Genomic DNA, 24,742 nt, shown 5'->3' with positions numbered 1-24,742 from the left:
GTTAAAATCCCTTTCGAAGGAATAAATCCTTGCAGGCAGTTACTATTTTATAGCGTAACTCAGAAATATAACGGTCGATGTGCGGGTATTTCATTTTATAGATAACTTTTTTCTTGATCATTCTCGTATCGCTACATGCTAAGGCGTTTTGAATATCATTTAGCATACTGTCATTATAGCGATAATATCCTTTTTTCTTGCGTAAAAGTTTGCGTCCTTCCAAAAAACAATTGACAATCATTAACGTAGCAACAGTACGCTTTGCGCTATTTTCATTGATATAATGGCACATTTTTCGCATGGCAAAGAAAATACTATCGGCATCACTATCAATAATGTTCTCGGTAATGCTGTTGTTATTTACCCGATAGTAATAGAGTTTATTTTCAATCTTTAAGATCTTATGGCATTTGAAATATTGAAACGGACAAAAAATGACATCTTCATAGCGACGATGCTCTTCAAATCTCTCATCACCGATCACATCACGATGAAAAATCTTCGTCATTAAATGCCACTGACCGGCACGAAATGTTGGCAACAATGGGCTATAGTTATCATCTGCTATAGTGATTTCGTGCTGAGTGATGGTGCTGCTCATATCAGGGATACCCTGATACAGGTTGTTCATATCCCGGGTTAAGTTAAATTCGACAATATCATATTTTTCATCCCTGAGCTTCGGGAGGAGAATTGAGAAATAATTCGGGCAGACAATGTCGTCACTGTCGACAAAACCAATATACTTTCCTGTTGCATGGGCAAGTCCAACGTTGCGAGTGATTGCAACACCTTGATTTTTTTGACTTATATACTTAATGTTATTGCAGTTTTTATTACGATAAAACGTATTAATGCATTCTTCAGTTAAATCTGTTGAACCATCATTAACAATTATTATCTCTACATCGTCGGTGATACTCTGATGTATAGACGTCAACGTTGCTGTGATAAATTCAGCATTGTTGTATGCAGGTATAATAATGCTCAGCAAATAACCTGAAGCGTTAATCATGGCATTGTTCTCTCGTTGGATTCGATGTCAGCATCGCTGCTACACATAACGCCAGCACGCAGCTCAGGGCTTCACCTTTGGCATATAGCAATAAATCACTCAAGCCATAGATAGCAATAGCGCCTGAGATGACGAACAACAGAGGACTACGTTGCCAATAAGCTCTTAAAAACATAGCACTATAGAGCAAGAGTAGCACAATAACCCCCGGGAGGCCTTTCAGAGAAAATGTATCAACGATTTCGTTATGTAGATGGACGTTTATGAACTCAAGCACCACTTGCAGCGAGGTGTCTTGCACAGCAAGTTGCTGGATTTTAGCGCCCCGTAACTCAAGCGACTGCCCCCAGTAATGTTCTTTCCCCGTTTCAATGCCAGCTCGTTGCATCGCCAGTCGCGCGCCAATAGAGGTATTATTATTGTCCTGGCTATAAGAATGCAGATCGGCCATCGAATTCTGGTAACGATTTTCAATCACTGATTTTAAGGGAATCGCGGCAATCCCTACCAGTATCACGAAGGCCAGAAGCGCTCTTAATAACATGGTGCGATTATGACGATAGTGTATAAAAAATAATCCGATGCTCAGTATCGGATAAACCAGAATAGCTGCCCGAGTTTGCGTGGTGATGATGACCGCCAGCGATATCAAAAAATGTAACAGGTAGAGCGAAACAGTGTGCTTTAGACGCAGGTTAATGATGGACTGAGATGCCAGCAAGGCGATAAATGTCAGGGCGTAGGCCGTGCCGGTTTGACGCTCAAAACCGAGTGCAACACGGTAGGCCAAAGGGTCCGGCGCCCCGGCAAGCTGATAGCCTGCGAAAAGATACAGGCCAATCGCCGTGAGAATCACCCAGATGCTGGTGAGACGAATTTTGGTTGCGCAGGGGGCCCGAGAAGTTAACGCGGTCATAACCAGCGCGGCAAAAATCATGACTTTGCCACCGTTCTGATACGAACGGTAGGCGCCTGTAAAGGTAGTGCCGGGTTGTTTAAATATGTCTACCCAAATAATCTGAAGTAAACCGAAGAGCAGCAACATAAAAGGCAAAACCAGGTTTTGTTTGTCACTGCACACATGCTTTATATTTTTGCCAATCAGCGGCAGAGACAGGGCTGCACATGCAATAAATACCTTCAGCGCTTCATCTGGATTGACGAGTACCATTGCAAGGGTGGCAAGGAGTCCCGCATAAAATAACTGATATATAAAATCATATGGATTATTTTTTGTATTATCGATAAAGCGAGAAAACATGTTTTGGCGAAGCATGGTTCATCTCTTAAAGTTAAAGCAAATTATTATCAAGCAATAATGCGTTGATGGTGCTGGCATCCAGATCCTGCAACTTCCCGGAACGACTCTGCTGTGCGTATTGATTCTTCCCATACCCACCAATCAACCCAGGGTCCGTTGGACCATACAACGTAATATTGGGGCGATCCAGTGCGGCAGTTAAATGACTGAGCCCTGTGTCAACCGACACAACAAATTTTGCCCCCGCCAGCACACCGGCAACCTCTTCCAGGCTCATCCGTGGCAGAACATCGACGTAGGGAAAGCCCTCTGCCAACCTTTTGGCACGCGCTTCTTCATGGGCGGCCCCCCAGGGCAGTTTAATACGTATGCCCGCATTATTTAACAGGCCAATCAGCTCCCGCCAGTTGGCTTCTGGCCAGTGTTTATCATCACGCGTAGTGGCGTGCAGAAACACGGCATACTGTCCTGCATCGGCATTATGTTCATGTAGAAAATGCTGAGCGATAGCATAATCACCCTGCGACTGCGGTTTGGCATATCCCAGGCTTTTCGCGAATAGCTCCCGCGTGCGCTCAACGGCATGCTGCTGTTTAGCGATGTGATGCTTGCGATTATAAAACAGGCTTGCCAGCGGCTCGCGGGCCGTGCTCCAGTCCATACCATGCTTGATGCCACGTGCCAGACGCGTAACTAACGCCGCGCTTTTTACCAGACCCTGCGCATCAATTACCACGTCATACTGCTGTGAACGAACCGCATCACGAAAGGCTTTACGCTCGGCTTTAATCAGTGCTGAAAACCAGGCTTTACGCCAGCGGCGAATCGCCACCGGGAGCACCCGATTAACCGTCGGATGCCAGGAGGGGATCTGAGCAAACCCTTCTTCCACCACCCAGTCAAACTGAATATCCGGAATCGCCAGCTGCGCATCGGTGAGCGCGGGCAACGTATGCAGTACATCGCCCATTGACGACGTTTTAACGATCAGAACCCGCATCCGTCAGGCTTCCTCTTGTAACAACAGGTTGTTGAGTTCTTCCAGTACGCGCTGAGGTGTGATGTCAATCAGGCTCTGGTGATACCCCTGCGCCGCATCGCCCTTACGCACTTTGTGATAGCCCGTAATCAGGCGAATCACGCGCGCCTTGTGGGAAAGTGGCGGGGTAAAGTCCGGGCTACTTGGTCCATACAAGGCTACCAGAGGTCGATTCAACGCTGCGGCAACGTGCATCAATCCAGAATCATTGGTGACCACCGCTTTGCAGGCGGCAAGAAGAATAACGGCCTGATCCAGCTGCGTTTCGCCCGCCAGGTTGCAGCACCATGCCTGCTGTTCGGTGTTTAGCGTAGCCAGAATTTCATTACCGGCTTCATGATCTTTCGCTGAGCCAAACAGTACAATCTGATGACCTTCGTCGATCAGCTGTTTTGCCAGCTCCGCATAGTGATAATGCGGCCAGCGTTTCGCCGGACCAAATTCCGCTCCAGGACAAAAACCGATAATCGGACGTTCATCTGAGAGCGAGAACTGACTGCAGGTGAGTGACTTTTCCCCCTCACTAACCTGCAGTTGTGGCCATAACAGCGGCTGCGGTAAATCTTTCGCAGAAAGCATCACGCCTTTATCGTAGGCCAGTGCCACGTAGCGCTCGACCATCAGCGGCCAGGCTTCTTTATTCAGCACGCGAGCATCATTGAGTAGACCGTAGCGCATTTCGCCACGCCAGCCGGTACGATGGGGAATGCCCGCAAAGAACGGCACCAGCGCAGATTTAAAAGAGTTAGGCAGCACATAGGCGCGGTCATAACGCTTTTCCCGCAGGCTGTGGCCAAGCTTACGGCGTTCGCCAATCTCCAGCGCGCCGTGTCCCAGCGGCATCGGGATGGCTTCATTCACTTCCGGCATACGCGACAGCAGCGGACGACACCATGCTGGTGCCATCACGTCAATTATCGCCTGGGGATAGCGCGCCTTGAGCGTGCGATAGAGACTTTGCGACATCATCATGTCGCCCACCCAGGACGGGCCGATCACCAGTATTTTCATGTTTCTTCTTACGCGTCGCGGTTCAGCCAGGCCATATATTCCGTTACGCCTTCAGCAACGGTTTTAAACGGCTTGTCATAGCCCGCTGCGCGCAGGTTTGTCAGATCTGCCTGAGTAAACGCCTGATAGCGGCCTTTCAGCTTTTCCGGGAACGGAATGTACTCAATGCTGCCTTTTTTGTGATACGCCAGCGTCGCATCGGCAACGGCCTGGAAGGATTCCGCACGACCAGTACCGAGGTTGAAGATGCCGGAAACCCCATTTTCCAGGAACCACAGGTTTACCGCAGCGACATCGCCAACATAAACGAAATCGCGTTTGAAGTTTTCACTGCCTTCAAACAGTTTCGGTGTCTCACCATTGTTGAGCTGGGTGTTGAGATGGAAAGCAACGCTCGCCATGCTGCCTTTATGGCCTTCACGTGGTCCGTAGACGTTGAAATAGCGGAAGCCAACAATCTGTGAATTAGCTTCAGGCATGATCTGGCGGACGTATTCGTCGAACAGGAATTTCGAGTAGCCATAAACGTTCAGCGGTTTCTCATATTCACGGGATTCGATGAAGTCAGAAGTACGACCGCCGTAAGTGGCTGCAGAAGAAGCGTACAGGAACGGAATTTCTCGCTCCAGACAGTAGTGCAACAGCTCTTTGGAGTATTGATAGTTATTGTCCATCATATACTTGCCATCCCACTCGGTGGTGGAAGAGCATGCGCCTTCGTGGAAAATCGCCTCGATATCGCCGAATTCTTCACCGGCCATAATCTGGATCAGGAAGTCTTCCTTGTCCATGTAGTCAGCAATATTCAGATCCACCAGGTTGACAAACTTGGTGCCGTCTTTCAGGTTGTCTACCACCAGAATATCGGTGATGCCTTTATCATTCAGGGCCTTAACGATGTTGCTGCCGATAAAACCCGCGCCGCCGGTAACGATGATCATAAATGTAACCTTCGAATTATGGAGTCAGAGACAATCTCAGACACGAATACTTCTATCATATCACTACATGGCTCAGGCTTCAGCCATTCACCGATAAGCCGTGCGGGTACACGTGATTTATGCTTCATTTTGAAGAAGTGGTGATGCGTCATCTCGTATCAACGTATAGCTTTGGGTAATATGTGCTGAAATTTGCCCAGTCTGGAGAATTGCAATGCGTGGGAATTTTTACAAGCAGTTAACGAACGATCTGGAAACCGCACGTGCGGAAGGGTTGTTTAAAGAAGAGCGCATTATTACGTCTGCGCAGCAGGCGGATATCACTGTGGCAGACGGAAGCCACGTTATTAACTTTTGTGCGAACAACTATCTGGGACTGGCTAACCATCCAGAACTGATCGCGGCGGCAAAAGCGGGCATGGATTCTCACGGGTTTGGTATGGCTTCGGTGCGTTTTATTTGCGGCACCCAGGACAGCCATAAGCAACTGGAGCAAAAACTGGCGGCGTTCCTCGGTATGGAAGATGCCATCCTTTACTCTTCCTGCTTTGATGCCAACGGCGGCTTGTTCGAAACGCTGCTGGGTGCAGAAGACGCGATTATCTCCGACGCCCTGAACCACGCCTCTATCATCGACGGCGTTCGTCTGTGTAAAGCGAAGCGTTTCCGTTATGCCAACAACGATATGCAGGAACTGGAAGCGCGCCTGAAAGAAGCGCGTGAAGCGGGAGCTCGTCACGTGTTGATTGCCACCGACGGCGTGTTCTCGATGGACGGCGTGATCGCCAACCTGAAAGGCGTCTGTGACCTGGCGGATAAATATGATGCCCTGGTGATGGTTGATGATTCCCACGCGGTCGGCTTTGTTGGCGAAAACGGTCGTGGTTCCCATGAATACTGTGAAGTGATGGGCCGTGTAGACATCATTACTGGTACGCTGGGTAAAGCGTTGGGCGGCGCGTCCGGTGGTTATACCGCAGCGCGTAAAGAAGTGGTTGAGTGGCTGCGCCAGCGTTCTCGTCCGTACCTGTTCTCCAACTCACTGGCTCCGGCGATTGTCGCTGCGTCCATTAAGGTGCTGGAGATGGTGGAGTCCGGGGCTGAGCTGCGTGACCGCCTGTGGGCGAACGCACGCCAGTTCCGTGAACAAATGTCTGCCGCTGGCTTTACGCTGGCCGGTGCCGATCACGCGATTATCCCGGTGATGTTGGGTGATGCGGTGATCGCGCAGGACTTTGCCCGCGAGCTGCAAAAAGAAGGAATTTACGTTACCGGGTTCTTCTATCCGGTGGTTCCAAAAGGTCAGGCGCGTATTCGTACCCAGATGTCTGCGGCGCATACCCCTGAGCAGATCACGCGTGCCGTTGACGCGTTCACACGCATAGGTAAACAACTGGGCGTTATTGCCTGAGGATGTGAAATGAAAGCGTTATCCAAACTGAAAGCGGAAGAGGGCATTTGGATGACCGACGTTCCTGAACCGGAAGTCGGTCATAACGATTTGCTGATTAAAATCCGTAAAACAGCCATCTGCGGGACTGACGTTCACATTTATAACTGGGATGAGTGGTCGCAAAAAACCATCCCGGTACCGATGGTCGTTGGGCATGAATATGTCGGCGAAGTTGTTGGCATCGGCCAGGAAGTTAAAGGCTTTAAAATCGGCGATCGCGTTTCTGGTGAAGGTCATATCACCTGCGGGCATTGCCGCAACTGCCGCGGCGGCCGCACTCACCTGTGTCGCAATACGACCGGTGTTGGCGTAAACCGTCCGGGCTGCTTTGCACAATACCTGGTGATCCCGGCGTTTAATGCGTTCAAGATCCCGGACAATATTTCCGATGATTTAGCCTCAATCTTCGATCCGTTCGGTAATGCGGTGCATACGGCGCTGTCGTTCGATCTGGTGGGTGAAGACGTGCTGGTTTCCGGTGCGGGCCCTATCGGGATTATGGCGGCTGCGGTCGCGAAGCACGTTGGTGCACGCCATGTGGTGATTACTGACGTTAATGAGTATCGCCTTGAGCTGGCGCGCAAAATGGGCATCACCCGCGCGGTCAACGTATCGAAAGAGAATCTGACCGACGTGATGGCTGAACTGGGCATGACCGAAGGGTTTGATGTGGGTCTGGAGATGTCCGGTGCGCCGCCCGCGTTCCGTGCCATGCTGGACACCATGAACCACGGTGGTCGCATTGCTATGTTAGGTATTCCACCGTCAGACATGTCCGTCGACTGGACGAAAGTTATCTTTAAAGGGCTGTTTATTAAAGGTATCTACGGTCGTGAGATGTTTGAAACCTGGTACAAAATGGCTGCACTGATCCAGTCTGGCCTGGATTTGTCGCCGATCATCACCCATCGGTTCTCCATCGATGAGTTCCAGCAGGGCTTTGACGCTATGCGTTCAGGTCAGTCAGGGAAAGTGATCCTGAGCTGGGATTAACCGTTTCTGATTAATGGGTTCTGTGTGTTGTCCCCGGATGTTTATTATCGTTAAATATCCGGGGATTTTTTTGCTTACGCGATCCTACTTGTTTGGCGCATTTTAGGTCAAAGATATGAACAATTTTCTCTGATCTTCTATCGCTTAATATGCTAAAAATTGCCGTTAATTATACTGTCTGGCAGGATTCTATATGACCTATACCCCTGGCCTCCTGAGCGTCATTATGCCGCTTTACAACACGGGTGAGCCGTTCATTGCGTGTATGGATTCGCTGATTGCGCAAACCTGGAAAAATCTCGAGATCATCATTGTCAATGATGGTTCTACGGATAACTCAGCGGAGCTCGCTCAGGCTTATGCGGATCGTTATCCGCATGTCCATCTACTGCACCAGCGCAATGGGGGTGTTTCCGCAGCGCGCAATACCGGAATGGAAGTTGCCAGGGGTGAGTACATTGCCTACGTCGATGGCGATGATATTGCCTACCCGGAAATGTATGAAACGCTGATGAATATGGCGTTGAAAGACAATCTGGACGTTGCGCAGTGCAACGCCGATTGGTGTATTGCGGAAACGGGCCATACCTGGGCGTCCATTCCTGTCGATCGAATTCGTTCTACTGGCGTAATGACCGGACCAGACTGGTTACGCAAAGCGTTAGCCAGTCGCCGCTGGCGGCACGTTGTCTGGATGGGTGTATATCGTCATCAGACCATTCGCGACGCCGGACTGACCTTTCTGTCTGGCCTGCACCACCAGGATATTATCTGGACGACGGAGTTTATGTTTAACGCCAAACGCGCGCGTTACACGGAAGTCCCGCTGTACAAATACTTCCTGCACGGCGCGTCCGTTAGTCGTCTGCCGCGTACCGGAGAGAAGAACCTGGCCTACCAGCGCCACTACATCAAAATTACCCGTCTGCTGGATAAGATGAATCATGATTACGCCGGGCGCATTCCCATTTACCCGGAGTTCAAGCAGCAGGTGATTTACGAAGCGCTGCGCGTTTGTCACTGCATACGTAAAGAGCCAGACGAAAAGATTCGCCAGCGCATGATTGCCGAGGTTTTCGTATCGGGTATGTTCAAGCGTATGGTGAGCAATATTTGTAGCGTTAAGCTGGGTTACCAGGTGCTGTTGTGGGCCATCCGCTTTAACCAGTGGCGCGACAAATCACTGACGCCACGCCGCCTTGCTCATTTAACGCTGGATCTTAAAGACTGATTACTGCCAGCCCTGCCACTGTAGGCGCATATATTGCACCAGCGTGCTTTGGGTGATGCTCTCACCGAGCACGCTGAAGAATCGGTTGGCGTAGACCGGATCTAATGGTTCCTTCGGTTTGCACAGCTTCACACCGCGGAAAGGATTACGCGGCGCATCAGGTGTACCGTTTTTGGGCGGCGTCAGATTAGGCGTGGAGGTATCCACCTGCGGTTCATTCAGCAGACTGCCTGGACGAACCAGCGTAATGTCGGCGGGCAGGTTATAAACCATCTGCTGTAATACGCGTACCGTCGAAGGATGAGGATGCCCAATGGCGATAGCGGAACCGTTGCGGCGTGCAAGCTCGACTGCGCGGTTAAACTGACGGCGAATGTCCGCTTCATTTTGCGTGTCGTCGAGGAAGACTTTGCGTTTGATGACCTTCACGCCGGTTCCTGATGCAGCGCGCATGGCCTGACTGTTGCCGATGGTCATGCTGTCCAGGAAGTAAAGATCGTAACGCTCCAGCGCCTGCATCACTTTCTGCATGCCAAACAGATTCGAGGTCATCGCGCTGCCCATATGGTTATTCAGCCCGACGGCGTACGGCACTTTACTCACTGCGTCGCGAATAATGCGCTCAATCTCGTCGCTGCTCATTTCCGGGCGCAGGGTATCTTTCTCCAGCGGCTGTTTGCTCAGCGGCGCCATCGGCAGATGGATTAACACTTCATGCCCGCTGTTATGCGCTTTGGTCGCCATCTCCCGCGCATGTGGCGCATTGGGCAGAACGGCAACCGAGATCGCTGCAGGCATCGTCAGGACCTGATTTTCGTTGTGCGGACGATAACCGAAATCGTCGATCACGATGGCAAGCTTGCCGGCAAAAACAGAGGGAGCGAATGCCAGCAGGCTGGCGAGTGAGAATATGATGCGGCGAAACTGAGGCAAAACTTATCTTCCCAACCACGGCTGTGGATTGACCGCCTGACCCTGGCGACGAATTTCGAAATAGAGTGCGGGTCTGCCCTGACCGCCACTGCTACCTACCAGGGCGATCGGTTGTCCGGCACGCACCTGCGTACCCACGCTGACCAGCGCGCTTTGGTTATAGCCGTACAGGCTCATATCGCCTTTACCGTGCTCAACCACGACCACCAGACCATAACCCTGCAGCCAGTCAGCCAGAATCACGCGACCATCGGCAATGGCTTTCACTTCTGTGCCTTCAGAAGCGCCAATAACCATCCCTTTCCAACGTAGCTCACCTTGCAGCTGTTCGCCATAGCGATGCAGCGTTGGGCCACGGACGGGCCAGAATGCCTGACCGCGCGGTGAACCCAGCCCCCCGGTACGCGACATCAGGGATTTTTCGTTTTCGGTCGGCTTGTAGGTTGAACCCTTGCGTGACGCATCTTTTTGCTTATCGCGCACCGCCTGTGCTTCGCGGGCTTCACGTTCAGCGCGTGCTTTGGCGGCGGCTTCAGCCCGTGCAAGACTGCTGCGCAAACGGGATTCGTTGGCGCGCAGTTCGCTTAGCTGTTGCTGGCCTTGCTGAATCGATGACTCCAGACCTGAGAGCGTTTTCTGGCGTTCATTACGCGCCTGCTCCAGTTTAGCCTGCTGAGCGCGCTGTTCGTACAGCAGAGTTTGTTGTTCGGTCTGCTTATCTTCCAGCTCGGCTTTTTGCGAGTCGACCTCTTCGCGGGTTTGTTTCAACTGGGCGATGGTTTCCTGCCGCGCCTGGTTGAGGTAGCCAAAATAGGCCTGCAGGCGCTGCCCGCGCTGGCTCTCTTCACCGCTGAGGATTAACTGAATGCCGGTATGTTCACCCTGACGAAACGCGGCGTCCAACTGGGCGGCCAGGCTGCGTTCTTGCGCTGCTCGCTGTTTTTCCAGCTTCGCGAGGGCGGCGTTCATTTCGGCAATTTGCGCATTCAGCTGCGCCAGTGAATTTTGCGTTTCGCGCAGTTGGCGCGCAGCAACGGCGATGGCCTGTTCCTGAGCTTTAAGCTGGGCGAGGAGGGTAGAGCGTTGTTGTTGTTGCTGGCGTACCGCGCGTTCTTTTGCCGCGATATCGGCCTGAATAGATTTGAGCTGATCGCGTTCGTCCGCGTGGGCGGAAAAGGCGCACAACAATACGCCAGCGCTAATCACGCTGGCGTATAACAAGGGCCTGACTGAAAACCTGCGCGGTTTTACGGCCCATATGATGGTATTAATCGCCTTTCCCCTCATGGGGAGGGATTATTCCACGATGAACAGCGGCTTACCAGTCATCTCTTGCGGGATTTCCATACCCATCAGCGTCAGCATGGTGGGGGCGATATCGGAAAGTTTACCGCCATCTACTGCTTTGACGTTTTTGCCACCGACATAAATCAGCGGAACCGGCAGGTTGGTATGTGCGGTATGTGCCTGACCAGTAGACGGATCGCGCATTTGCTCTGCGTTACCGTGGTCTGCGGTGATCAGTAACTGGCCGCCAACGGACTCAACCGCCTTGGCTACTTGTTCAACGCAGTGATCCAGCGCTTCAACCGCTTTAACCGCGGCATCCATCACCCCGGTATGACCGACCATGTCGCCGTTCGGGTAGTTACAGATGATGGTGTCGTATTTCCCGCTTTCAATCGCGGCAACCAGCTTCTCGGTCAGCTCTGCGGAGCTCATTTCTGGCTGCAGATCGTAGGTGGCCACTTTCGGAGAGTTGATCAGGATACGATCTTCGCCCTTGAACGGCTCTTCTACGCCACCGTTAAAGAAGAAGGTTACGTGGGCATATTTTTCAGTTTCGGAAATACGCAGCTGAGTTTTGTCGTGCTTCGCCATCCACTCACCAAGGGTATTAGCCAGAGAGGCTGGTGGGTAAGCGCATGGGGCTTTGATGTCGGCGGCGTATTCGGTCAACTGAATAAAGTTGAGGTTAACGACTTTTTTACGTGCGAAGCCGTCGAAGTCAACGTTCACGAATGCACGGGTGATTTCACGCGCACGGTCAGCACGGAAGTTCATGAAAATCAGCGTATCGCCGTCTTCCATGGCGGCTTCAGCCTGGCCTTCAGCACGGATCACGGTCGCTTTCACGAATTCGTCGTTTTCGTCGCGAGCATAAGCAGCCTGCAGACCTTCAACAGCCGTAGCGAACTGGAACTCGCCCTTCGCCAGCGTCATCAGGTCATACGCTTGTTCAACGCGGTCCCAACGGTTGTCGCGGTCCATTGCGTAGTAACGACCAATGATGGACGCGACGCGGCCTTTGCCCAGAGCGGCAAATTTTTCTTCGAATCTTTGCAGAGACTTTTCAGCGCTGCGCGGTGGGGTGTCACGGCCATCGAGGAAGGCGTGCAGATAGATTTTTTCTGCGCCACGTTCAGCTGCCAGCTCCACCATCGCCATGATGTGATCTTCGTGGCTGTGTACGCCGCCTGCAGACAGCAGACCCATGATGTGTACGGCTTTTCCGTTATTTTTTGCCTGGTCGACCGCGTCGGTCAGCACCGGGTTAGCGAAGAAAGTACGTTCTTTAATTTCAACATCCAGACGGGTTAGATCCTGATACACGATACGGCCCGCGCCCAGGTTGACGTGACCCACTTCGGAGTTGCCCATCTGGCGGTCAGGCAGACCGACTTCCAGACCTGACGCGTCAATCAGGGTATGCGGACGTTTTGCCCACAGAGCATCCATCACCGGGGTTTTGGCATTAAAGATGGCGTTATCCTGGCTGTCTTCGCGATAGCCATAGCCATCAAGAATTACCAGTACCATAGGTTTTTTAGAAACCGACATTGCGACAACCTCACACTCAATAGACGAAATAATTGCGTAATTTTACTACAGCTGAATCGATAAAATAGCCCCAGAAGATCAAATAATGCGCCAGAGCGGTCCGGGGACGACGCTACTTTACGTTTTTTTTTCCGTAGCGCCCCGCAAAAATGCAATCCAATGCACGCTCTGGCTGTATTTGCGCCAACGCGCAGGTATACTCCTTTCCTGGTTTTTTAATCACTGAGTCGGGAGTTGTTACCCCCCATGCAAGAAATTATGCAATTTGTTAGTCGCCACCCTGTCTTGAGTATCGCCTGGATTGCGTTACTGGCGGCTGTATTATTTACGACCTTTAAAAGCCTGACCTCGAAAGTGAAGGTGATTACACGCGGCGAAGCGACACGTCTTCTCAATAAAGAAGATGCGGTGATTGTCGATTTACGTCAGCGCGATGACTTCCGCAAAGGCCATATCGCCGGTTCCACTAACCTGCTGCCGAGCGAAATCAAAGCCAACAATTTCGGCGAGCTTGAAAAACACAAAGCCAAACCGGTTATTGTGGTTGATGGTTCTGGCATGCAGTGCCAGGAATCTGCAACCGCGCTGATCAAAGCCGGTTTTGAGCAGGTATCCGTACTGAAAGACGGCGTAGCGGGCTGGAGCGGTGAGAATCTACCGCTGGTACGTGGTAAGTAGCACCGTAAGTTATTATCGGAGATAAGTCATGGCCAACATCGAGATCTACACCAAAGCAACCTGCCCGTTTTGCCATCGCGCAAAAGCACTGTTGAACAGCAAGGGCGTGAGTTTCCAGGAACTTCCGATTGACGGCGACGCCGTGAAGCGTGAAGAGATGATCAAACGCAGTGGGCGTACGACGGTTCCGCAGATTTTTATTGATGCACAGCACATTGGTGGTTGTGACGACTTGTATGCGTTGGATGCGCGTGGTGGACTGGATCCCCTGCTGCGTTAAGGCGTACGGATAGTATTTAAAGGACAACACTAAAGGGTTTTCTAAACATGTCAGAACAAAATAACACTGAAATGGCTTTCCAGATCCAACGTATTTATACCAAGGATGTGTCTTTCGAAGCGCCAAATGCACCGCATGTTTTCCAGAAAGATTGGCAGCCAGAGGTTAAACTTGATCTTGATACCGCATCTACCCAACTGGCAGATGACGTGTATGAAGTAGTGCTGCGTGTCACCGTAACGGCTTCTCTGGGTGAAGAAACCGCGTTCCTGTGCGAAGTTCAGCAGGGCGGGATTTTCTCCATCAGCGGTATTGAAGGGACTCAGATGGCGCATTGCCTGGGCGCATACTGCCCGAACATCCTGTTCCCGTATGCCCGCGAATGCATCACCAGCCTGGTTTCACGCGGTACGTTCCCGCAACTGAACCTTGCGCCGGTCAACTTTGATGCGCTGTTCATGAACTATTTACAGCAGCAGACAGGCGAAGGTACTGAAGAACATCAGGATGCCTGATGAATCAAAGTAATGCTTCAATGACTGTGATTGGTGCCGGCTCGTACGGCACCGCTCTTGCCATTACCCTGGCAAGAAACGGCCACCCGGTTGTCCTGTGGGGCCACGACCCTAAACATATCGCGACCCTTGAGCACGATCGCTGCAACGTCGCTTTCCTCCCCGATGTGCCTTTTCCCGAAACGCTGCGCCTGGAAAGTGATTTAGCCACTGCGCTGGCCGCCAGCCGTAATATTCTGGTGGTGGTGCCGAGCCACGTCTTTGGCGAAGTGCTGCGCAAGATCAAACCGCTGATGCGTTCAGACGCGCGCCTGGTTTGGGCAACTAAAGGTCTGGAAGCGGAAACGGGACGCCTGTTACAGGATGTCGCGCGTGACGCGCTGGGGGACTCTATTCCACTGGCGGTCATCTCCGGTCCGACGTTCGCCAAAGAGCTGGCGGCGGGCATGCCGACGGCGATTTCTCTGGCCTCGACGGACGAGACTTTTGCGGACGATCTCCAGCAACTGCTGCACTGCGGCAAAAGCTTTCGCGTTTACAGCAACCCGGATTTCATTGGCGTGCAGCTTGGCGGCGCGGTGAAAAACGTGATTGCGATCGGCGCGGGGATGTCTGACGGCATCGGCTTTGGCGCGAATGCGCGTACCGCATTGATCACCCGTGGACTGACCGAAATGTCGCGTCTTGGCGCGGCGCTGGGTGCCGATCCTGCCACCTTTATGGGGATGGCGGGGCTAGGCGATCTGGTGCTGACCTGTACTGATAACCAGTCACGTAACCGGCGTTTTGGCATGATGCTCGGTCAGGGCATGGATGTGCAGGGTGCGCAGGACAAGATTGGTCAGGTGGTTGAAGGCTACCGCAATACGAAAGAAGTTCGTGAGTTGGCGCACCGTTTTGGTGTCGAAATGCCAATAACCGAGGAAATTTATCAAGTATTGTATTGCGGAAAAAATGCGCGCGAGGCAGCATTGACGTTATTAGGTCGTGCGCGCAAGGACGAGCGGAGCAGCCACTAGCCGTAAGGGACCGTTTCAATCTAACGACCCGACCCGCGTAGAACGGGTTGGTCGTTTTGCTATCTTCTGGAGTACGCAATGCCGTGTGAAGAACTGGATATCGTCTGGAAAAATATTAAAACAGAAGCCCGGGCACTGGCGGATTGTGAGCCAATGCTGGCCAGTTTTTACCACGCAACGCTACTCAAGCATGAAAACCTCGGTAGTGCGCTGAGCTATATGCTGGCGAACAAACTCGCTTCTCCAATCATGCCTGCCATTGCGATTCGCGAAGTGGTGGAAGAAGCCTACGCTGCCGATCCGGAAATGATTGCCTCGGCGGCCTGCGATATCCAGGCGGTGCGCACGCGTGACCCGGCAGTCGACAAATATTCGACCCCGCTTTTGTACCTGAAAGGCTTCCATGCGCTACAGGCTTACCGCATTGGTCACTGGCTGTGGCATCAGGGGCGTCAGGCGCTGGCGATTTTTCTGCAAAATCAGGTGTCCGTGACTTTCCAGGTCGATATTCATCCGGCTGCAAAAATTGGTCGTGGGATCATGCTCGATCACGCTACCGGGATTGTGGTGGGTGAAACCGCGGTAATCGAAAACGACGTCTCCATCCTGCAATCCGTCACCTTAGGTGGGACCGGCAAAGCGGGCGGCGATCGTCACCCAAAAATTCGTGAAGGTGTGATGATTGGCGCGGGCGCAAAAATTCTCGGCAATATTGAGGTTGGACGCGGCGCGAAGATTGGCGCAGGTTCTGTTGTTTTACAGCCTGTACCGCCGCACACCACCGCCGCAGGCGTTCCGGCCCGCATCGTCGGCAAGCCTGACAGCGATAAACCGTCCATGGATATGGATCAGCATTTCAACGGGATACACCATACTTTCGAGTATGGCGACGGTATCTGATTTCGAGCTATGCCCGGTGGCGCAGTGCTTACCGGGCCTACAAACCCCGTAGGTCGGATAAGGCGTTAGCCGCATCCGACAAAAATCAACCGCGTAGTACCGCACCAGGATACCCCAACTGGCGCCAGGCTTCATACACCACTACCGACACCGCGTTAGACAGATTCATGCTGCGGCTGTCCGGCATCATTGGTATACGAATCTTTTGCCCGGCCGGCAGCGCGTCGAGAATGCTGGCGGGCAGACCGCGCGTTTCCGGGCCAAACATCAAATAATCCCCATCCTGATAGCTTACCGCGCTATGTGCTGGCGTACCTTTGGTGGTCAGGGCAAACAGCCGCTGCGGATTTTCTGCGGCCGCAAAGGCGGCGTAATCAGGGTGGCGCAGCACGGCGGTAAATTCGTGATAATCCAGCCCCGCGCGGCGCAGGCGCTTGTCGTCCCAGGTAAAGCCCATTGGCTCAATAATATGCAGACGAAAGCCAGTATTGGCGCAAAGGCGGATAATATTGCCGGTATTTGGCGGGATTTCTGGTTCGAATAAAACGATGTTAAGCATACTGCCCCCTTAATAACGGGGGGCAGAATAGCAGAAAGGGCGGGTACTATGCGACGGTCAGCGCGTGTGGTTTGTAACGTTGCAGCTTATAAATCGTCGCGGCAGCAGCGACCAGCGCCGGAAGGCTGAGGAACATTAAGATACTGTCAGCCTGCCATTGCAGGGATAGCAACTGAGCGCTGGTCATGGTCCCGGCGACGCCGCCAAAGCGCCCTACGCCCTGCATCCAGGCAATGCCCGTTGCGCGACAGTGGGTCGGATAAAACGTGGCCGCCAACGTCTGTAGCCCGGACTGTGCGCCGTTCATGGTGATCCCCATCAGGAAGATCAGTACGCCAAACAGGACGATGTGGTTATGTTCAAACCCGAGCGCCAGCGCAAACAGCATCGTCAGGATAAAACCGATCGAGACCACTTTGTGCGCTTCCCAGCGATCCATCAGCCAGCCGGCCAGCAGGATCCCCGCGGTACCGCCGAACGTGAACAGCGATGTCAGCCAGGCTGACTCCGCCAGCGGATAGCCCATTCCCAGCATCAGCGTCGGCATCCAACTCAGCAGCACATAATAGATAACCAGCCCCATAAAATAGGTCATCCACAGCATCAGTGTACCCGGCAGCCATGGCATACTGAACAGCTGCGCGACGCTGCTTTTTTTGGCCGTTACACGGTCTTCGTCCAGATAAAACTGGGTAACCTGATCAATGTCCCCTGACATAAAGCGGCGGGCAATGCGTTTGATTCGCGCGATCTCCTTCCCGCGATGAACCAGATATTTGACTGATTCCGGCAGGAATAACACCAGTAATACGGTCAGCGCCAGCGGGGCGATTGCACCGGCGAGCAGGACGCTGTGCCAGCCGTAGTTGGGGATCAGCCAGGAGGAGATAACTCCACCGCCTGCCGCGCCTAGCGGAAAACCACAGTACATGGTGTTAATCGCCATTGAGCGGCAGCGTTTTGGCGCAAACTCTGAAACCAGGGTGATGGCGTTCGGCATCGCCGCGCCCAGCCCGAGTCCGGTGAGAAACCGCCACAGCGTTAACATATTCAGCGTCTGGGCATAGGCCGTTCCCAGACTGGCGAGGCCAAAGAACAGACAGGAAAACACCAGCACGCGCTTACGTCCTATGCGATCGGAAATTGGTCCGGCCAGCAGCGCGCCGAATGAAAGTCCCAGCAGCGCGGCGCTCAATACGGGTCCGAGATCCTGTTTCTTGATCCCCCAGTCGGCGGAAAGGGTGGGGGCAATATAGCCCATCGCCGCCGTGTCGAAGCCATCAATGGCCAGGACCAGAAATCCCAGGACGATTATCACCCAATGAAAGCGTGAAAAAGGACTGTCATCTATCGCCTGCTGGATATTCACTTTGCCGGAATAAACCATGTCACCCTCGCCCGTTATGATGGTAGTTATACGTGTACATTGTTGTTGTATTAGCTTGTATATACATTTGGCAGGGGAATAAAATATTGTCAAATATATTGAGTGTAAATGTTAACTGGTCGTTATTTTCGCATAAAAAATGGCCGGACTGAGAGCAGGCCGACCATTCAGAGAATAGGGTTTACGGGGATGTGGTTACGCAGCGCTACCCTGGACGAGAGGCGCCAGTGCGGCTGGCAGCTGCTTACCCAGCTCTTGTACCAGCGAGTCACGACTGATTTCGCTAATCGATCTCGCACCGGTCAGTGTCATCGCCACCTTCATCTCTTTCTCGATAAGGTTCAGCAGGTTGGCGACACCGGCCTGACCGTGGGTTGCCAGCGCGTACAGGTAGGCGCGGCCCAGCAGAACGGTATCGGCGCCCAGCGCAATCATGCGCACCACGTCCAGGCCGTTACGGATCCCGCTGTCTGCCAGAATCGCGATATCGCCTTTCACAGCGTCGGCGATGGCGGGTAGCGCACGCGCAGAAGACAGCACGCCGTCCAATTGGCGCCCACCGTGGTTAGACACCACGATACCATCTGCGCCAAAGCGCACGGCGTCGCGGGCATCTTCCGGATCGAGGATCCCTTTGATCACCATCGGACCGTCCCAAAATTCGCGGATCCACTCGAGGTCTTTCCAGGAGATGGACGGATCGAAGTTATTCGCCAGCCAGCCGATGTAATCCTCAAGACCGGTGGGTTTACCCAGATAGGCCGAAATATTGCCTAAATCATGCGGGCGACCGTTAAGGCCGACGTCCCACGCCCACTGCGGATGGGTAGCTGCCTGCCAGTAACGGCGCAGTGCAGCATTTGGACCGCTCATACCCGAATGTGCGTCACGGTAACGCGCGCCGGGCGTGGGCATATCGACGGTAAAGACCAGCGTAGAGCAGCCTGCCGCTTTAGCGCGTTCCAGGGCGTTACGCATAAAACCGCGATCGCGCAGGACGTACAGCTGGAACCACATTGGACGCTTGATGGTTGGGGCGACTTCTTCAATTGGGCAGACGGAAACCGTCGAAAGGGTAAATGGAATACCCTTGGCATCGGCGGCGGCGGCGGCCTGAACTTCGCCCCGGCGCGCGTACATGCCGCACAAACCGACCGGCGCGAGGGCCACCGGCATCGACAGTTTTTCGTTAAACAGGGTCGTTTCCAGACTGAGGTCTGACATGTTCTTCAGCACGCGCTGGCGGAGCGCCACCTCCGATAAATCTTCCACGTTACGGCGCAGGGTATGCTCCGCGTACGCGCCACCGTCAATGTAGTGGAACAGGAAAGGGGGCAGAATGCGCTGGGCTGCGGCGCGATAATCGCTGGCTGCTGAAATAATCATGTGTTGTTCTCCCTGCTAATTTCATTATGGTCACCGGGCAGACGGGTGATACGCGCCTGGCGGGCCTGGTCTTCATCAAAGCGTTTAATGGTGGTGTGGACAAAGCTGAGGTGCGCCATCATCGCCTTACGCGCACCATCGGCGTCTCCGGCGACAATCGCGTCCAGTACGGCAAGGTGTTGTTCCGTGAGCTGTGAAAACACCGGCGGCACCAGGTACATACGCTGGCGACTCTGTTTTACCGATGACTGCAATACGTCGAAGAAACCGCGCATGGTCTGTAACAGCACCACATTGTGCGAGGCTTCGGCGATGGCAAGGTGAAAACGAACGTCTGCTTGTGAAGCGAGATCCGGGTCTTCACTTTGTGTGGCTTCGAAACAGAGCCTGATTTTCTCTTTGTCGGCGACCGTGGCGCGCATGGCGGCGTGCCAGGCGGTACTGGCCTCGATGGCGTGGCGGGCTTCGAGAATATCGAAGCTGTAATCAGGGTCGTCCGCCATCAGGCTTTTCAGTGGCTGAACAATATTTTGTTCGGACCACGCTTCATGCTGCCAGCGGATAAACGTCCCGCCACCGCGACGGCTGAGCAGCAAGCCTTCACTGACCAGCTTTGCCAGCGCTTCGCGCAGCGAATTGCGCGACACGCCGAGCTGTACGGCCAGCTGGCGCTCGGCGGGCAACTTCATACCCGCCTCCAGCTGTTGTTCTTCAATCAGCGCCCTCACACGAGTGGCGACCTCGTCTGACAGGCGTCTGGGCATCACAATCATGGAATCATCCAGGTTAAGACATAGGCCTGCAGCGTGGTAATCACACCGACCATGCAGGTGAAAATCAGGCTGTGTTTCACGGTAAAGCGGAACAGATCAGACTCTTTACCCACCAGTCCCACGGCCGCACAGGCGATGGCGATTGACTGCGGGGAGATCATCTTACCGGTCACGCCGCCGGTGGTATTCGCCGCAACCAGCAGCACATCGGAGACGCCGATTTGCTGAGCTGCCGTTGCCTGCAGGGCCGCGAACAGTGCGTTTGATGAGGTGTCTGATCCGGTCAGGAATACCCCAAGCCAGCCGAGGAACGGCGAGAAGAAGGTAAAGGCGTTGCCGGTGTGCGCCAGCGCTAATGCCAGCGTTGAAGACAGTCCCGAGTAGTTAGAGATAAATGCGAATGCCAGTACCATTCCGATGGAATAGATGGGCAGCGCCAGTTCTTTTAGCGTGCTGCCAAAGGTTTGCAGGGCGGCAGACGGCTTCATTTTCAACCAGACGATAGACAGCAGCGCAGCAAACAGAATCGCGGTACCGGTTGCCGAGAACCAGTCGAACTTGTACACCGCCGCGTAGGCTGTGGCTTCGTGTACGACTGGCGGCATACGGGCCACCAGTTTGTCGAGGAACGGAACCGGAATCGTCACGACCCAGTGGTACATCGCGCCGCCTGGTGCAAACAGCGCTTTAAACGGCGGGATGCTCCACAGCGTCACCGTTGCCGTCAGGAACAGGAATGGCGACCAGGCGCGAACGACCTGGCCTGCGGTATAGTGGGTGCGGGCCAGCGTTTGATCGACCTGTGAAGCGCCCATATCACCAAAGCGGAAGATACGTACCGGCTGCCAGCGTTTCAGGAACAGCGTCAAACAGACCAGCGATACCAGAGAAGAGATAATGTCCGGCAGTTCCGGCCCGATAAAGTTAGAGCTGAGGTACTGCGCGATGGCGAAGGAGCCGCCCGCGACCATCACCGCAGGCCAGGTTTCTTTCACCCCGCGCCAGCCGTCCATAATCGCCATGATCCAGAAAAGCACGATAATCGTCAGGAACGGCAGCTGGCGACCCACCATCTGGCCGATTTCAAAGCTGTCCAGCCCGGTGACCTGACCTGCGACCAGAATCGGAATACCCATTGCGCCAAACGCGACCGGCGCGGTGTTCACAATCAGGCACAATCCTGCCGCGTACAGCGGGTTAAAGCCGAGGCCAACCAGCAGCGCAGCGGTAATCGCTACGGGCGCGCCAAAACCAGCGGCACCTTCCAGAAACGCCCCGAAACAGAAGCCCACGATGATCATTTGCAGACGCTGGTCAGGCGTGATGGAGAGAATCGACGAACGGATGATGTCGAACTGTCCGGTCTTGACCGATATTTTATAGACGAATACTGCCGCAATAATGATCCAGGCAATCGGCCACAGACCATAGAAGAAACCGTACACCACGGAGGCCAGTGCGTGATCGACCGGCATTTTGTAGAACAATAAGGCGACCGACAGGGCAATCACCACCGTCCACGACGCCGCGACATAGCCTTTCAGCTTGAGCTTAATCAGCGCGAAGAAAAAGAACAGAATAGGGAGTGAGGCAATCAGGCTTGAAAGCCAGATGTTACCGGCCGGGTCGTAGTTTTGTTGCCAGAGATTCATTGCAGGTCTCCTGGGGGCCGCTGACACAGTGCAATGAGTCTGTGCTCATCTCTTCGTCACACTATGTGTAAAAGTGGCCCTGCCAATATTGTTGTGTAGGGATAATGACAATGAATGGTTAATCAAGTGTTATTTAATGGCAACGACATTGTAGGCTAATTTTAACGAAATGTGAGGGAGTATTCGGATCTGGCTGAAATTGGTAGGGCCAATTGGCGGAGGAAGCACGAGGCCGGGCAAACGAATGTTGCCCGGTGGGATATCAAAACTCTGTCTTTGAAAAGCCCGTCATCTCTTTCAGGCCCATTTCACGACCCAGTTCGGTCATCGGGTGGACGACCACCAGACCGCGCACGCTTTTCTTCAGCTTGCCCATGTCTGCCTGCTCTTTTTTGGTGATGGCACGACGGAACGGGAGCTTGCTGAGCTTCTGTGCTTCTTTGCTCAGCTTCTGACCATGAACTTCACGCAGGCGCACGATCTCGGCTTCCAGCGTTTCTTTCTCTTTTTCCAGCTCGGCATATTTGTCGGCGGCTTCAACCAGAGACAGGTCTGCCTGCTGGTGGCGGATGGCATCCAGGCGATCGCTCAGACGTTTAATTTCGTTTTTTTCGACTTCTTTCATAGGATAGCTTCTGATAAAAATAGGATGAATATCCTATAGTATGCGCGCAGAGGGGGATTATTCTCAACTAATCGAAGAGAAATAATCAAATCTTGCAAGTATTATTTAGCTAATGATAATGTTAACTATATGATTGAAAAGGAGTTTTAAGAAATAAGATCGTTGATGGCGCTTTTTGTCGACGGCTTCAGAACGAAGCACGTTTTCCTCAATATAATTACCCATCCGATCCTAAACTTAAATCAGCAACCGCACAGGCTGGGCGCGGATAATACATGGAGGATGAATCATCATGGCGAAAATAGGCGAGAACGTTTCAATTCTTATTGATAAGACCATCGATTTTATGGCGTCAAGCCAGGCTTTTCGTGAATATCTGAATAAAACGCCGCCGCGCAACACGGTACCTTCTGAGGTCCCAGAGGAAAACGCGCCGCTGTATCTGCAGCGCCTGGAGTACTATCGACAGCTGTATCGACCGCAGCAGGAAGAGAAGTAACTCGGCATGGTGTTATTTCTGGAAGGCTTTTTTTAAGCTGATTTTAGAAATCAGCTCGGTCAGAGAGAGCACCATGGTTGAGCGCACCATTTGCTGGTAGCGCTGGATTTGCATGGCGTACAAACCCGAGTCTGAGGTATCAAACTGGGGCGGGGGCGGAAGTGCCGTCACGCAGTGCAGTTCACCAAACGGTCCAAGAATCTCGTCGTCGGTGAACGCATATTCGTTACCGTCATGATTTAACTCTTCACGCAGCGCCATTAGCAGCTCGGCGTCTTCATATTCAGGGCGGCTGAGTACCCCCAGGCCGTAGATTAGCTTCAGACGGACCGACAGATCGCCCAGCGGTCCGTCGCCGTCGAGCAACGGTTCCACTGCATATTTCACCGCGTAGTCGTCTTTGCGAAACACCTGAAGCACCAGGATATTCACCGCCTCGGTGAGTAAATCTACGGCGGTGATGAGGAAGCTGCGTACGGTTTTGCCAGCATTCAGACGCTCAAGCACACGATTTTCAAAGGCCTGCGTTTGTTCCATTATTGCCTGCATATCTGACAATCTATTGTTCAGGCGCAGGATATCCTGCGCCAGGTCCTGCATCATTTCTTTGCGTTATACGCGTTAACGGCCTCAAGCACGACATCACTGTTGGCGTCCAGTCCAGAAACTTGAGCCAGCGCGGCCTGCGGGCCTTTTTCGTCAATCAGCGCCGCCAGTTCCTGCGCCTGCGGATCTTCTTCACTGCGGTAATGCATCGCTGCGGCAATACCCTGAACCAGATTAACGTGCGGCAAACCGTATTCCAGCGTACCGAGCAGCGGCTTGACTAAACGGTCTCCCGCGCTCAGTTTACGTAGTGGCTGACGGCCAACGCGCTCAACGTCATCTTTCAGGTACGGGTTTTCAAAACGGCCGAGGATTTTCTGAATGTATGCCGCATGTTTTGCCGCATCAAAGCCATAGCGTTTGATCAGTACCGCGCCGCTCTCTTCCATTGCACCTTTTACCACTGCGCGGATTTTCTCGTCGAGAATCGCGTCACGAATGGTCTGATGACCGGTCAATTTTCCGAGGTACGCGGTTATAGCATGCCCGGTGTTCAGCGTGAAGAGCTTACGTTCGACAAATGCCATCAGGTTATCAGTTAATTCCATTCCCGGGATGTTCGGCAGTTCGCCTTTAAATTGCGTTTTGTCGACAATCCACTCGCTGAAGGTTTCTACGGTAACTTCCAGCGGATCGTTGGTCGCAGAAGCCGAAGGCGGAACGATGCGGTCTACGGCGGAATCGACAAAACCAACGTGTTCTTCAACCCAGGCTTTGTCTTCATCTGCCAGCGCGTTCATAACGTGGCCTTTCAGTTGGGTAGTGCCGCGCACCATGTTTTCGCAGGCGATGATATTCAGCGGGGTGCTGATGCCCTGCGCTTTACGTTTGACCAGCCCTTTGGCGATAGCAGGCGCGATGCGCTCAAGCACGACCGGGCCAACGGCGGTGGTCACTAAATCAACCTGGGCAATCAGTTCAACGACATCATCGCCGATGCTGCTGACGGCATTGACGCCGGAAACGGTATCAACCTGCTCATTTTCACCGACAACATGAACCTGATAGCTATGACGGGCATTCAGGGCGTCAAGAACGACCTGATTTACATCCGCAAACGTCAGCTGTATCCCCGCGTCAGCCAGCAGTTTGCCGATAAAGCCACGACCGATATTACCTGCGCCAAAATGTAATGCTTTCATAGT

At 53.1% G+C, this 24,742-nt stretch carries 25 protein-coding genes; 9 read left to right on the top strand and 16 right to left on the bottom strand.

From position 1 onward, the window contains the following. Nucleotide 1: 1 nt before the first annotated feature. Genes JQ822_RS16145 through rfaD form a run of 5 tightly spaced genes read right to left on the bottom strand, consistent with a single transcriptional unit; the run spans nucleotide 2 to nucleotide 5,267 of the window. Nucleotides 2-1,015, bottom strand: coding sequence for a glycosyltransferase family 2 protein (locus JQ822_RS16145; RefSeq protein WP_213134314.1), 1,014 nt, complete (start codon nucleotides 1,013-1,015; stop codon nucleotides 2-4). Next, on the bottom strand, nucleotides 1,008-2,291 hold the full coding sequence (locus JQ822_RS16140; RefSeq protein WP_213134313.1) for an O-antigen ligase family protein: 1,284 nt from the start codon (nucleotides 2,289-2,291) through the stop codon (nucleotides 1,008-1,010). The genes JQ822_RS16145 and JQ822_RS16140 overlap by 8 nt, the downstream gene beginning before the upstream one ends. Nucleotides 2,292-2,307: 16 nt before the next feature. Next, entirely contained in the window at nucleotides 2,308-3,276 is a 969-nt protein-coding gene (gene rfaC / locus JQ822_RS16135) for a lipopolysaccharide heptosyltransferase RfaC (protein WP_213134312.1), read from the bottom strand. 3 nt (nucleotides 3,277-3,279) lie between these two features. After that, complete coding sequence (gene rfaF / locus JQ822_RS16130; RefSeq protein WP_213134311.1) at nucleotides 3,280-4,326, bottom strand: ADP-heptose--LPS heptosyltransferase RfaF; 1,047 nt, start codon at nucleotides 4,324-4,326, stop codon at nucleotides 3,280-3,282. Nucleotides 4,327-4,334: 8 nt separating this feature from the next. Next, nucleotides 4,335-5,267, bottom strand: a complete 933-nt coding sequence (rfaD, locus tag JQ822_RS16125) for an ADP-glyceromanno-heptose 6-epimerase (RefSeq protein ID WP_135323872.1) — start codon at nucleotides 5,265-5,267, stop codon at nucleotides 4,335-4,337. 214 nt (nucleotides 5,268-5,481) lie between these two features. On the opposite strand from rfaD, the gene kbl reads away from it, so the two are divergent. From kbl to JQ822_RS16110, 3 genes are all read left to right on the top strand, one after another. Further along, nucleotides 5,482-6,678 carry a glycine C-acetyltransferase gene (gene kbl / locus JQ822_RS16120; protein ID WP_213134310.1) on the top strand — a complete coding sequence of 399 codons (1,197 nt, stop codon included), beginning with the start codon at nucleotides 5,482-5,484 and terminating at the stop codon, nucleotides 6,676-6,678. A 9-nt stretch (nucleotides 6,679-6,687) separates the two neighbouring features. Further along, nucleotides 6,688-7,713, top strand: coding sequence for an L-threonine 3-dehydrogenase (tdh, locus tag JQ822_RS16115; RefSeq protein WP_135323874.1), 1,026 nt, complete (start codon nucleotides 6,688-6,690; stop codon nucleotides 7,711-7,713). Between the two features lie 193 nt (nucleotides 7,714-7,906). Then, nucleotides 7,907-8,944, top strand: a complete 1,038-nt coding sequence (locus JQ822_RS16110; RefSeq protein ID WP_213134309.1) for a glycosyltransferase — start codon at nucleotides 7,907-7,909, stop codon at nucleotides 8,942-8,944. On the opposite strand, the gene JQ822_RS16105 is transcribed toward JQ822_RS16110, so the two are convergent. The 3 genes from JQ822_RS16105 to gpmM are packed head-to-tail and all read right to left on the bottom strand — an operon-like array spanning nucleotide 8,945 to nucleotide 12,718. After that, nucleotides 8,945-9,877, bottom strand: a complete 933-nt coding sequence (locus JQ822_RS16105) for a divergent polysaccharide deacetylase family protein (protein WP_213134308.1) — start codon at nucleotides 9,875-9,877, stop codon at nucleotides 8,945-8,947. 3 nt (nucleotides 9,878-9,880) lie between these two features. Next, nucleotides 9,881-11,140, bottom strand: coding sequence for a murein hydrolase activator EnvC (gene envC / locus JQ822_RS16100; protein ID WP_342344250.1), 1,260 nt, complete (start codon nucleotides 11,138-11,140; stop codon nucleotides 9,881-9,883). 33 nt (nucleotides 11,141-11,173) lie between these two features. After that, nucleotides 11,174-12,718, bottom strand: coding sequence for a 2,3-bisphosphoglycerate-independent phosphoglycerate mutase (gene gpmM, locus JQ822_RS16095; RefSeq protein WP_213134306.1), 1,545 nt, complete (start codon nucleotides 12,716-12,718; stop codon nucleotides 11,174-11,176). Between the two features lie 246 nt (nucleotides 12,719-12,964). Here gpmM and JQ822_RS16090 point away from each other — a divergent pair, with 246 nt between their 5' ends. The 5 genes from JQ822_RS16090 to cysE all read left to right on the top strand — a co-directional run bounded on the left by JQ822_RS16090 (nucleotide 12,965) and on the right by cysE (nucleotide 16,110). Next, nucleotides 12,965-13,396 (top strand): rhodanese-like domain-containing protein, encoded by a 432-nt coding sequence (locus JQ822_RS16090; RefSeq protein WP_135323879.1) that lies wholly within the window; start codon nucleotides 12,965-12,967, stop codon nucleotides 13,394-13,396. 28 nt (nucleotides 13,397-13,424) lie between these two features. Beyond that, complete coding sequence (gene grxC, locus JQ822_RS16085) at nucleotides 13,425-13,676, top strand: glutaredoxin 3 (protein WP_003024152.1); 252 nt, start codon at nucleotides 13,425-13,427, stop codon at nucleotides 13,674-13,676. A 47-nt stretch (nucleotides 13,677-13,723) separates the two neighbouring features. Beyond that, nucleotides 13,724-14,191, top strand: coding sequence for a protein-export chaperone SecB (secB, locus tag JQ822_RS16080; RefSeq protein WP_096759097.1), 468 nt, complete (start codon nucleotides 13,724-13,726; stop codon nucleotides 14,189-14,191). Further along, entirely contained in the window at nucleotides 14,191-15,210 is a 1,020-nt protein-coding gene (gene gpsA / locus JQ822_RS16075) for an NAD(P)H-dependent glycerol-3-phosphate dehydrogenase (protein WP_213134305.1), read from the top strand. Before secB ends, gpsA begins: the two co-directional genes overlap by 1 nt. 78 nt (nucleotides 15,211-15,288) lie before the next feature. Then, complete coding sequence (cysE, locus tag JQ822_RS16070; protein WP_213134304.1) at nucleotides 15,289-16,110, top strand: serine O-acetyltransferase; 822 nt, start codon at nucleotides 15,289-15,291, stop codon at nucleotides 16,108-16,110. An 85-nt stretch (nucleotides 16,111-16,195) separates the two neighbouring features. On the opposite strand, the gene trmL is transcribed toward cysE, so the two are convergent. The 6 genes from trmL to JQ822_RS16040 form a co-directional block, all read right to left on the bottom strand. Then, nucleotides 16,196-16,669 (bottom strand): tRNA (uridine(34)/cytosine(34)/5-carboxymethylaminomethyluridine(34)-2'-O)-methyltransferase TrmL, encoded by a 474-nt coding sequence (gene trmL / locus JQ822_RS16065; protein WP_213134303.1) that lies wholly within the window; start codon nucleotides 16,667-16,669, stop codon nucleotides 16,196-16,198. A gap of 46 nt (nucleotides 16,670-16,715) precedes the next feature. Next, nucleotides 16,716-18,056, bottom strand: coding sequence for an MFS transporter (locus tag JQ822_RS16060; RefSeq protein WP_213134302.1), 1,341 nt, complete (start codon nucleotides 18,054-18,056; stop codon nucleotides 16,716-16,718). Nucleotides 18,057-18,251: 195 nt separating this feature from the next. Beyond that, nucleotides 18,252-19,442, bottom strand: coding sequence for a quinone-dependent L-lactate dehydrogenase (gene lldD, locus JQ822_RS16055; protein ID WP_213134301.1), 1,191 nt, complete (start codon nucleotides 19,440-19,442; stop codon nucleotides 18,252-18,254). After that, complete coding sequence (gene lldR / locus JQ822_RS16050) at nucleotides 19,439-20,215, bottom strand: transcriptional regulator LldR (protein ID WP_213134300.1); 777 nt, start codon at nucleotides 20,213-20,215, stop codon at nucleotides 19,439-19,441. The genes lldD and lldR overlap by 4 nt, the downstream gene beginning before the upstream one ends. Next, a complete protein-coding gene (lldP, locus tag JQ822_RS16045; protein ID WP_213134299.1) occupies nucleotides 20,212-21,867 on the bottom strand; it encodes an L-lactate permease in 1,656 nt (551 codons plus the stop codon). The genes lldR and lldP overlap by 4 nt, the downstream gene beginning before the upstream one ends. Nucleotides 21,868-22,129: 262 nt before the next feature. Then, nucleotides 22,130-22,492 (bottom strand): YibL family ribosome-associated protein, encoded by a 363-nt coding sequence (locus tag JQ822_RS16040; RefSeq protein WP_213134298.1) that lies wholly within the window; start codon nucleotides 22,490-22,492, stop codon nucleotides 22,130-22,132. A 292-nt stretch (nucleotides 22,493-22,784) separates the two neighbouring features. Between JQ822_RS16040 and JQ822_RS16035 the strand changes: the two genes are divergently transcribed. Then, nucleotides 22,785-22,991, top strand: a complete 207-nt coding sequence (locus tag JQ822_RS16035; protein WP_213134297.1) for a hypothetical protein — start codon at nucleotides 22,785-22,787, stop codon at nucleotides 22,989-22,991. A 12-nt stretch (nucleotides 22,992-23,003) separates the two neighbouring features. Here JQ822_RS16035 and mtlR read toward each other — a convergent pair whose 3' ends face one another. Together mtlR and mtlD are read right to left on the bottom strand one after the other, a co-directional pair. Beyond that, a complete protein-coding gene (gene mtlR / locus JQ822_RS16030) occupies nucleotides 23,004-23,591 on the bottom strand; it encodes a mannitol operon repressor MtlR (RefSeq protein ID WP_213134421.1) in 588 nt (195 codons plus the stop codon). Next, the gene (gene mtlD / locus JQ822_RS16025; protein ID WP_213134296.1) at nucleotides 23,591-24,739 is read right to left on the bottom strand and encodes a mannitol-1-phosphate 5-dehydrogenase; all 1,149 of its coding nucleotides are present in this window, start codon (nucleotides 24,737-24,739) and stop codon (nucleotides 23,591-23,593) included. The genes mtlR and mtlD overlap by 1 nt, the downstream gene beginning before the upstream one ends. Nucleotides 24,740-24,742: the final 3 nt, after the last annotated feature.

Source organism: Citrobacter sp. FP75 (assembly GCF_018342065.1).
GTDB lineage: Bacteria > Pseudomonadota > Gammaproteobacteria > Enterobacterales > Enterobacteriaceae > Citrobacter.
This window is presented reverse-complemented; position numbering and strand designations above follow the sequence as displayed.

Coding starts and splice junctions, on each gene's coding strand:
- JQ822_RS16035 (WP_213134297.1), top strand. CDS start 22,785: ATGGCGAAAATAGGCGAGAACGTTTCAATTCTTATTGATAAGACCATC.
- mtlR (WP_213134421.1), bottom strand. CDS start 23,591: ATGCAGGACCTGGCGCAGGATATCCTGCGCCTGAACAATAGATTGTCA.
- gpmM (WP_213134306.1), bottom strand. CDS start 12,718: ATGTCGGTTTCTAAAAAACCTATGGTACTGGTAATTCTTGATGGCTAT.
- lldD (WP_213134301.1), bottom strand. CDS start 19,442: ATGATTATTTCAGCAGCCAGCGATTATCGCGCCGCAGCCCAGCGCATT.
- secB (WP_096759097.1), top strand. CDS start 13,724: ATGTCAGAACAAAATAACACTGAAATGGCTTTCCAGATCCAACGTATT.
- JQ822_RS16140 (WP_213134313.1), bottom strand. CDS start 2,291: ATGCTTCGCCAAAACATGTTTTCTCGCTTTATCGATAATACAAAAAAT.
- JQ822_RS16145 (WP_213134314.1), bottom strand. CDS start 1,015: ATGATTAACGCTTCAGGTTATTTGCTGAGCATTATTATACCTGCATAC.
- grxC (WP_003024152.1), top strand. CDS start 13,425: ATGGCCAACATCGAGATCTACACCAAAGCAACCTGCCCGTTTTGCCAT.
- rfaD (WP_135323872.1), bottom strand. CDS start 5,267: ATGATCATCGTTACCGGCGGCGCGGGTTTTATCGGCAGCAACATCGTT.
- rfaC (WP_213134312.1), bottom strand. CDS start 3,276: ATGCGGGTTCTGATCGTTAAAACGTCGTCAATGGGCGATGTACTGCAT.
- mtlD (WP_213134296.1), bottom strand. CDS start 24,739: ATGAAAGCATTACATTTTGGCGCAGGTAATATCGGTCGTGGCTTTATC.
- JQ822_RS16090 (WP_135323879.1), top strand. CDS start 12,965: ATGCAAGAAATTATGCAATTTGTTAGTCGCCACCCTGTCTTGAGTATC.
- rfaF (WP_213134311.1), bottom strand. CDS start 4,326: ATGAAAATACTGGTGATCGGCCCGTCCTGGGTGGGCGACATGATGATG.
- JQ822_RS16110 (WP_213134309.1), top strand. CDS start 7,907: ATGACCTATACCCCTGGCCTCCTGAGCGTCATTATGCCGCTTTACAAC.
- gpsA (WP_213134305.1), top strand. CDS start 14,191: ATGAATCAAAGTAATGCTTCAATGACTGTGATTGGTGCCGGCTCGTAC.
- lldP (WP_213134299.1), bottom strand. CDS start 21,867: ATGAATCTCTGGCAACAAAACTACGACCCGGCCGGTAACATCTGGCTT.
- cysE (WP_213134304.1), top strand. CDS start 15,289: ATGCCGTGTGAAGAACTGGATATCGTCTGGAAAAATATTAAAACAGAA.
- lldR (WP_213134300.1), bottom strand. CDS start 20,215: ATGATTGTGATGCCCAGACGCCTGTCAGACGAGGTCGCCACTCGTGTG.
- trmL (WP_213134303.1), bottom strand. CDS start 16,669: ATGCTTAACATCGTTTTATTCGAACCAGAAATCCCGCCAAATACCGGC.
- JQ822_RS16040 (WP_213134298.1), bottom strand. CDS start 22,492: ATGAAAGAAGTCGAAAAAAACGAAATTAAACGTCTGAGCGATCGCCTG.
- tdh (WP_135323874.1), top strand. CDS start 6,688: ATGAAAGCGTTATCCAAACTGAAAGCGGAAGAGGGCATTTGGATGACC.
- JQ822_RS16060 (WP_213134302.1), bottom strand. CDS start 18,056: ATGGTTTATTCCGGCAAAGTGAATATCCAGCAGGCGATAGATGACAGT.
- kbl (WP_213134310.1), top strand. CDS start 5,482: ATGCGTGGGAATTTTTACAAGCAGTTAACGAACGATCTGGAAACCGCA.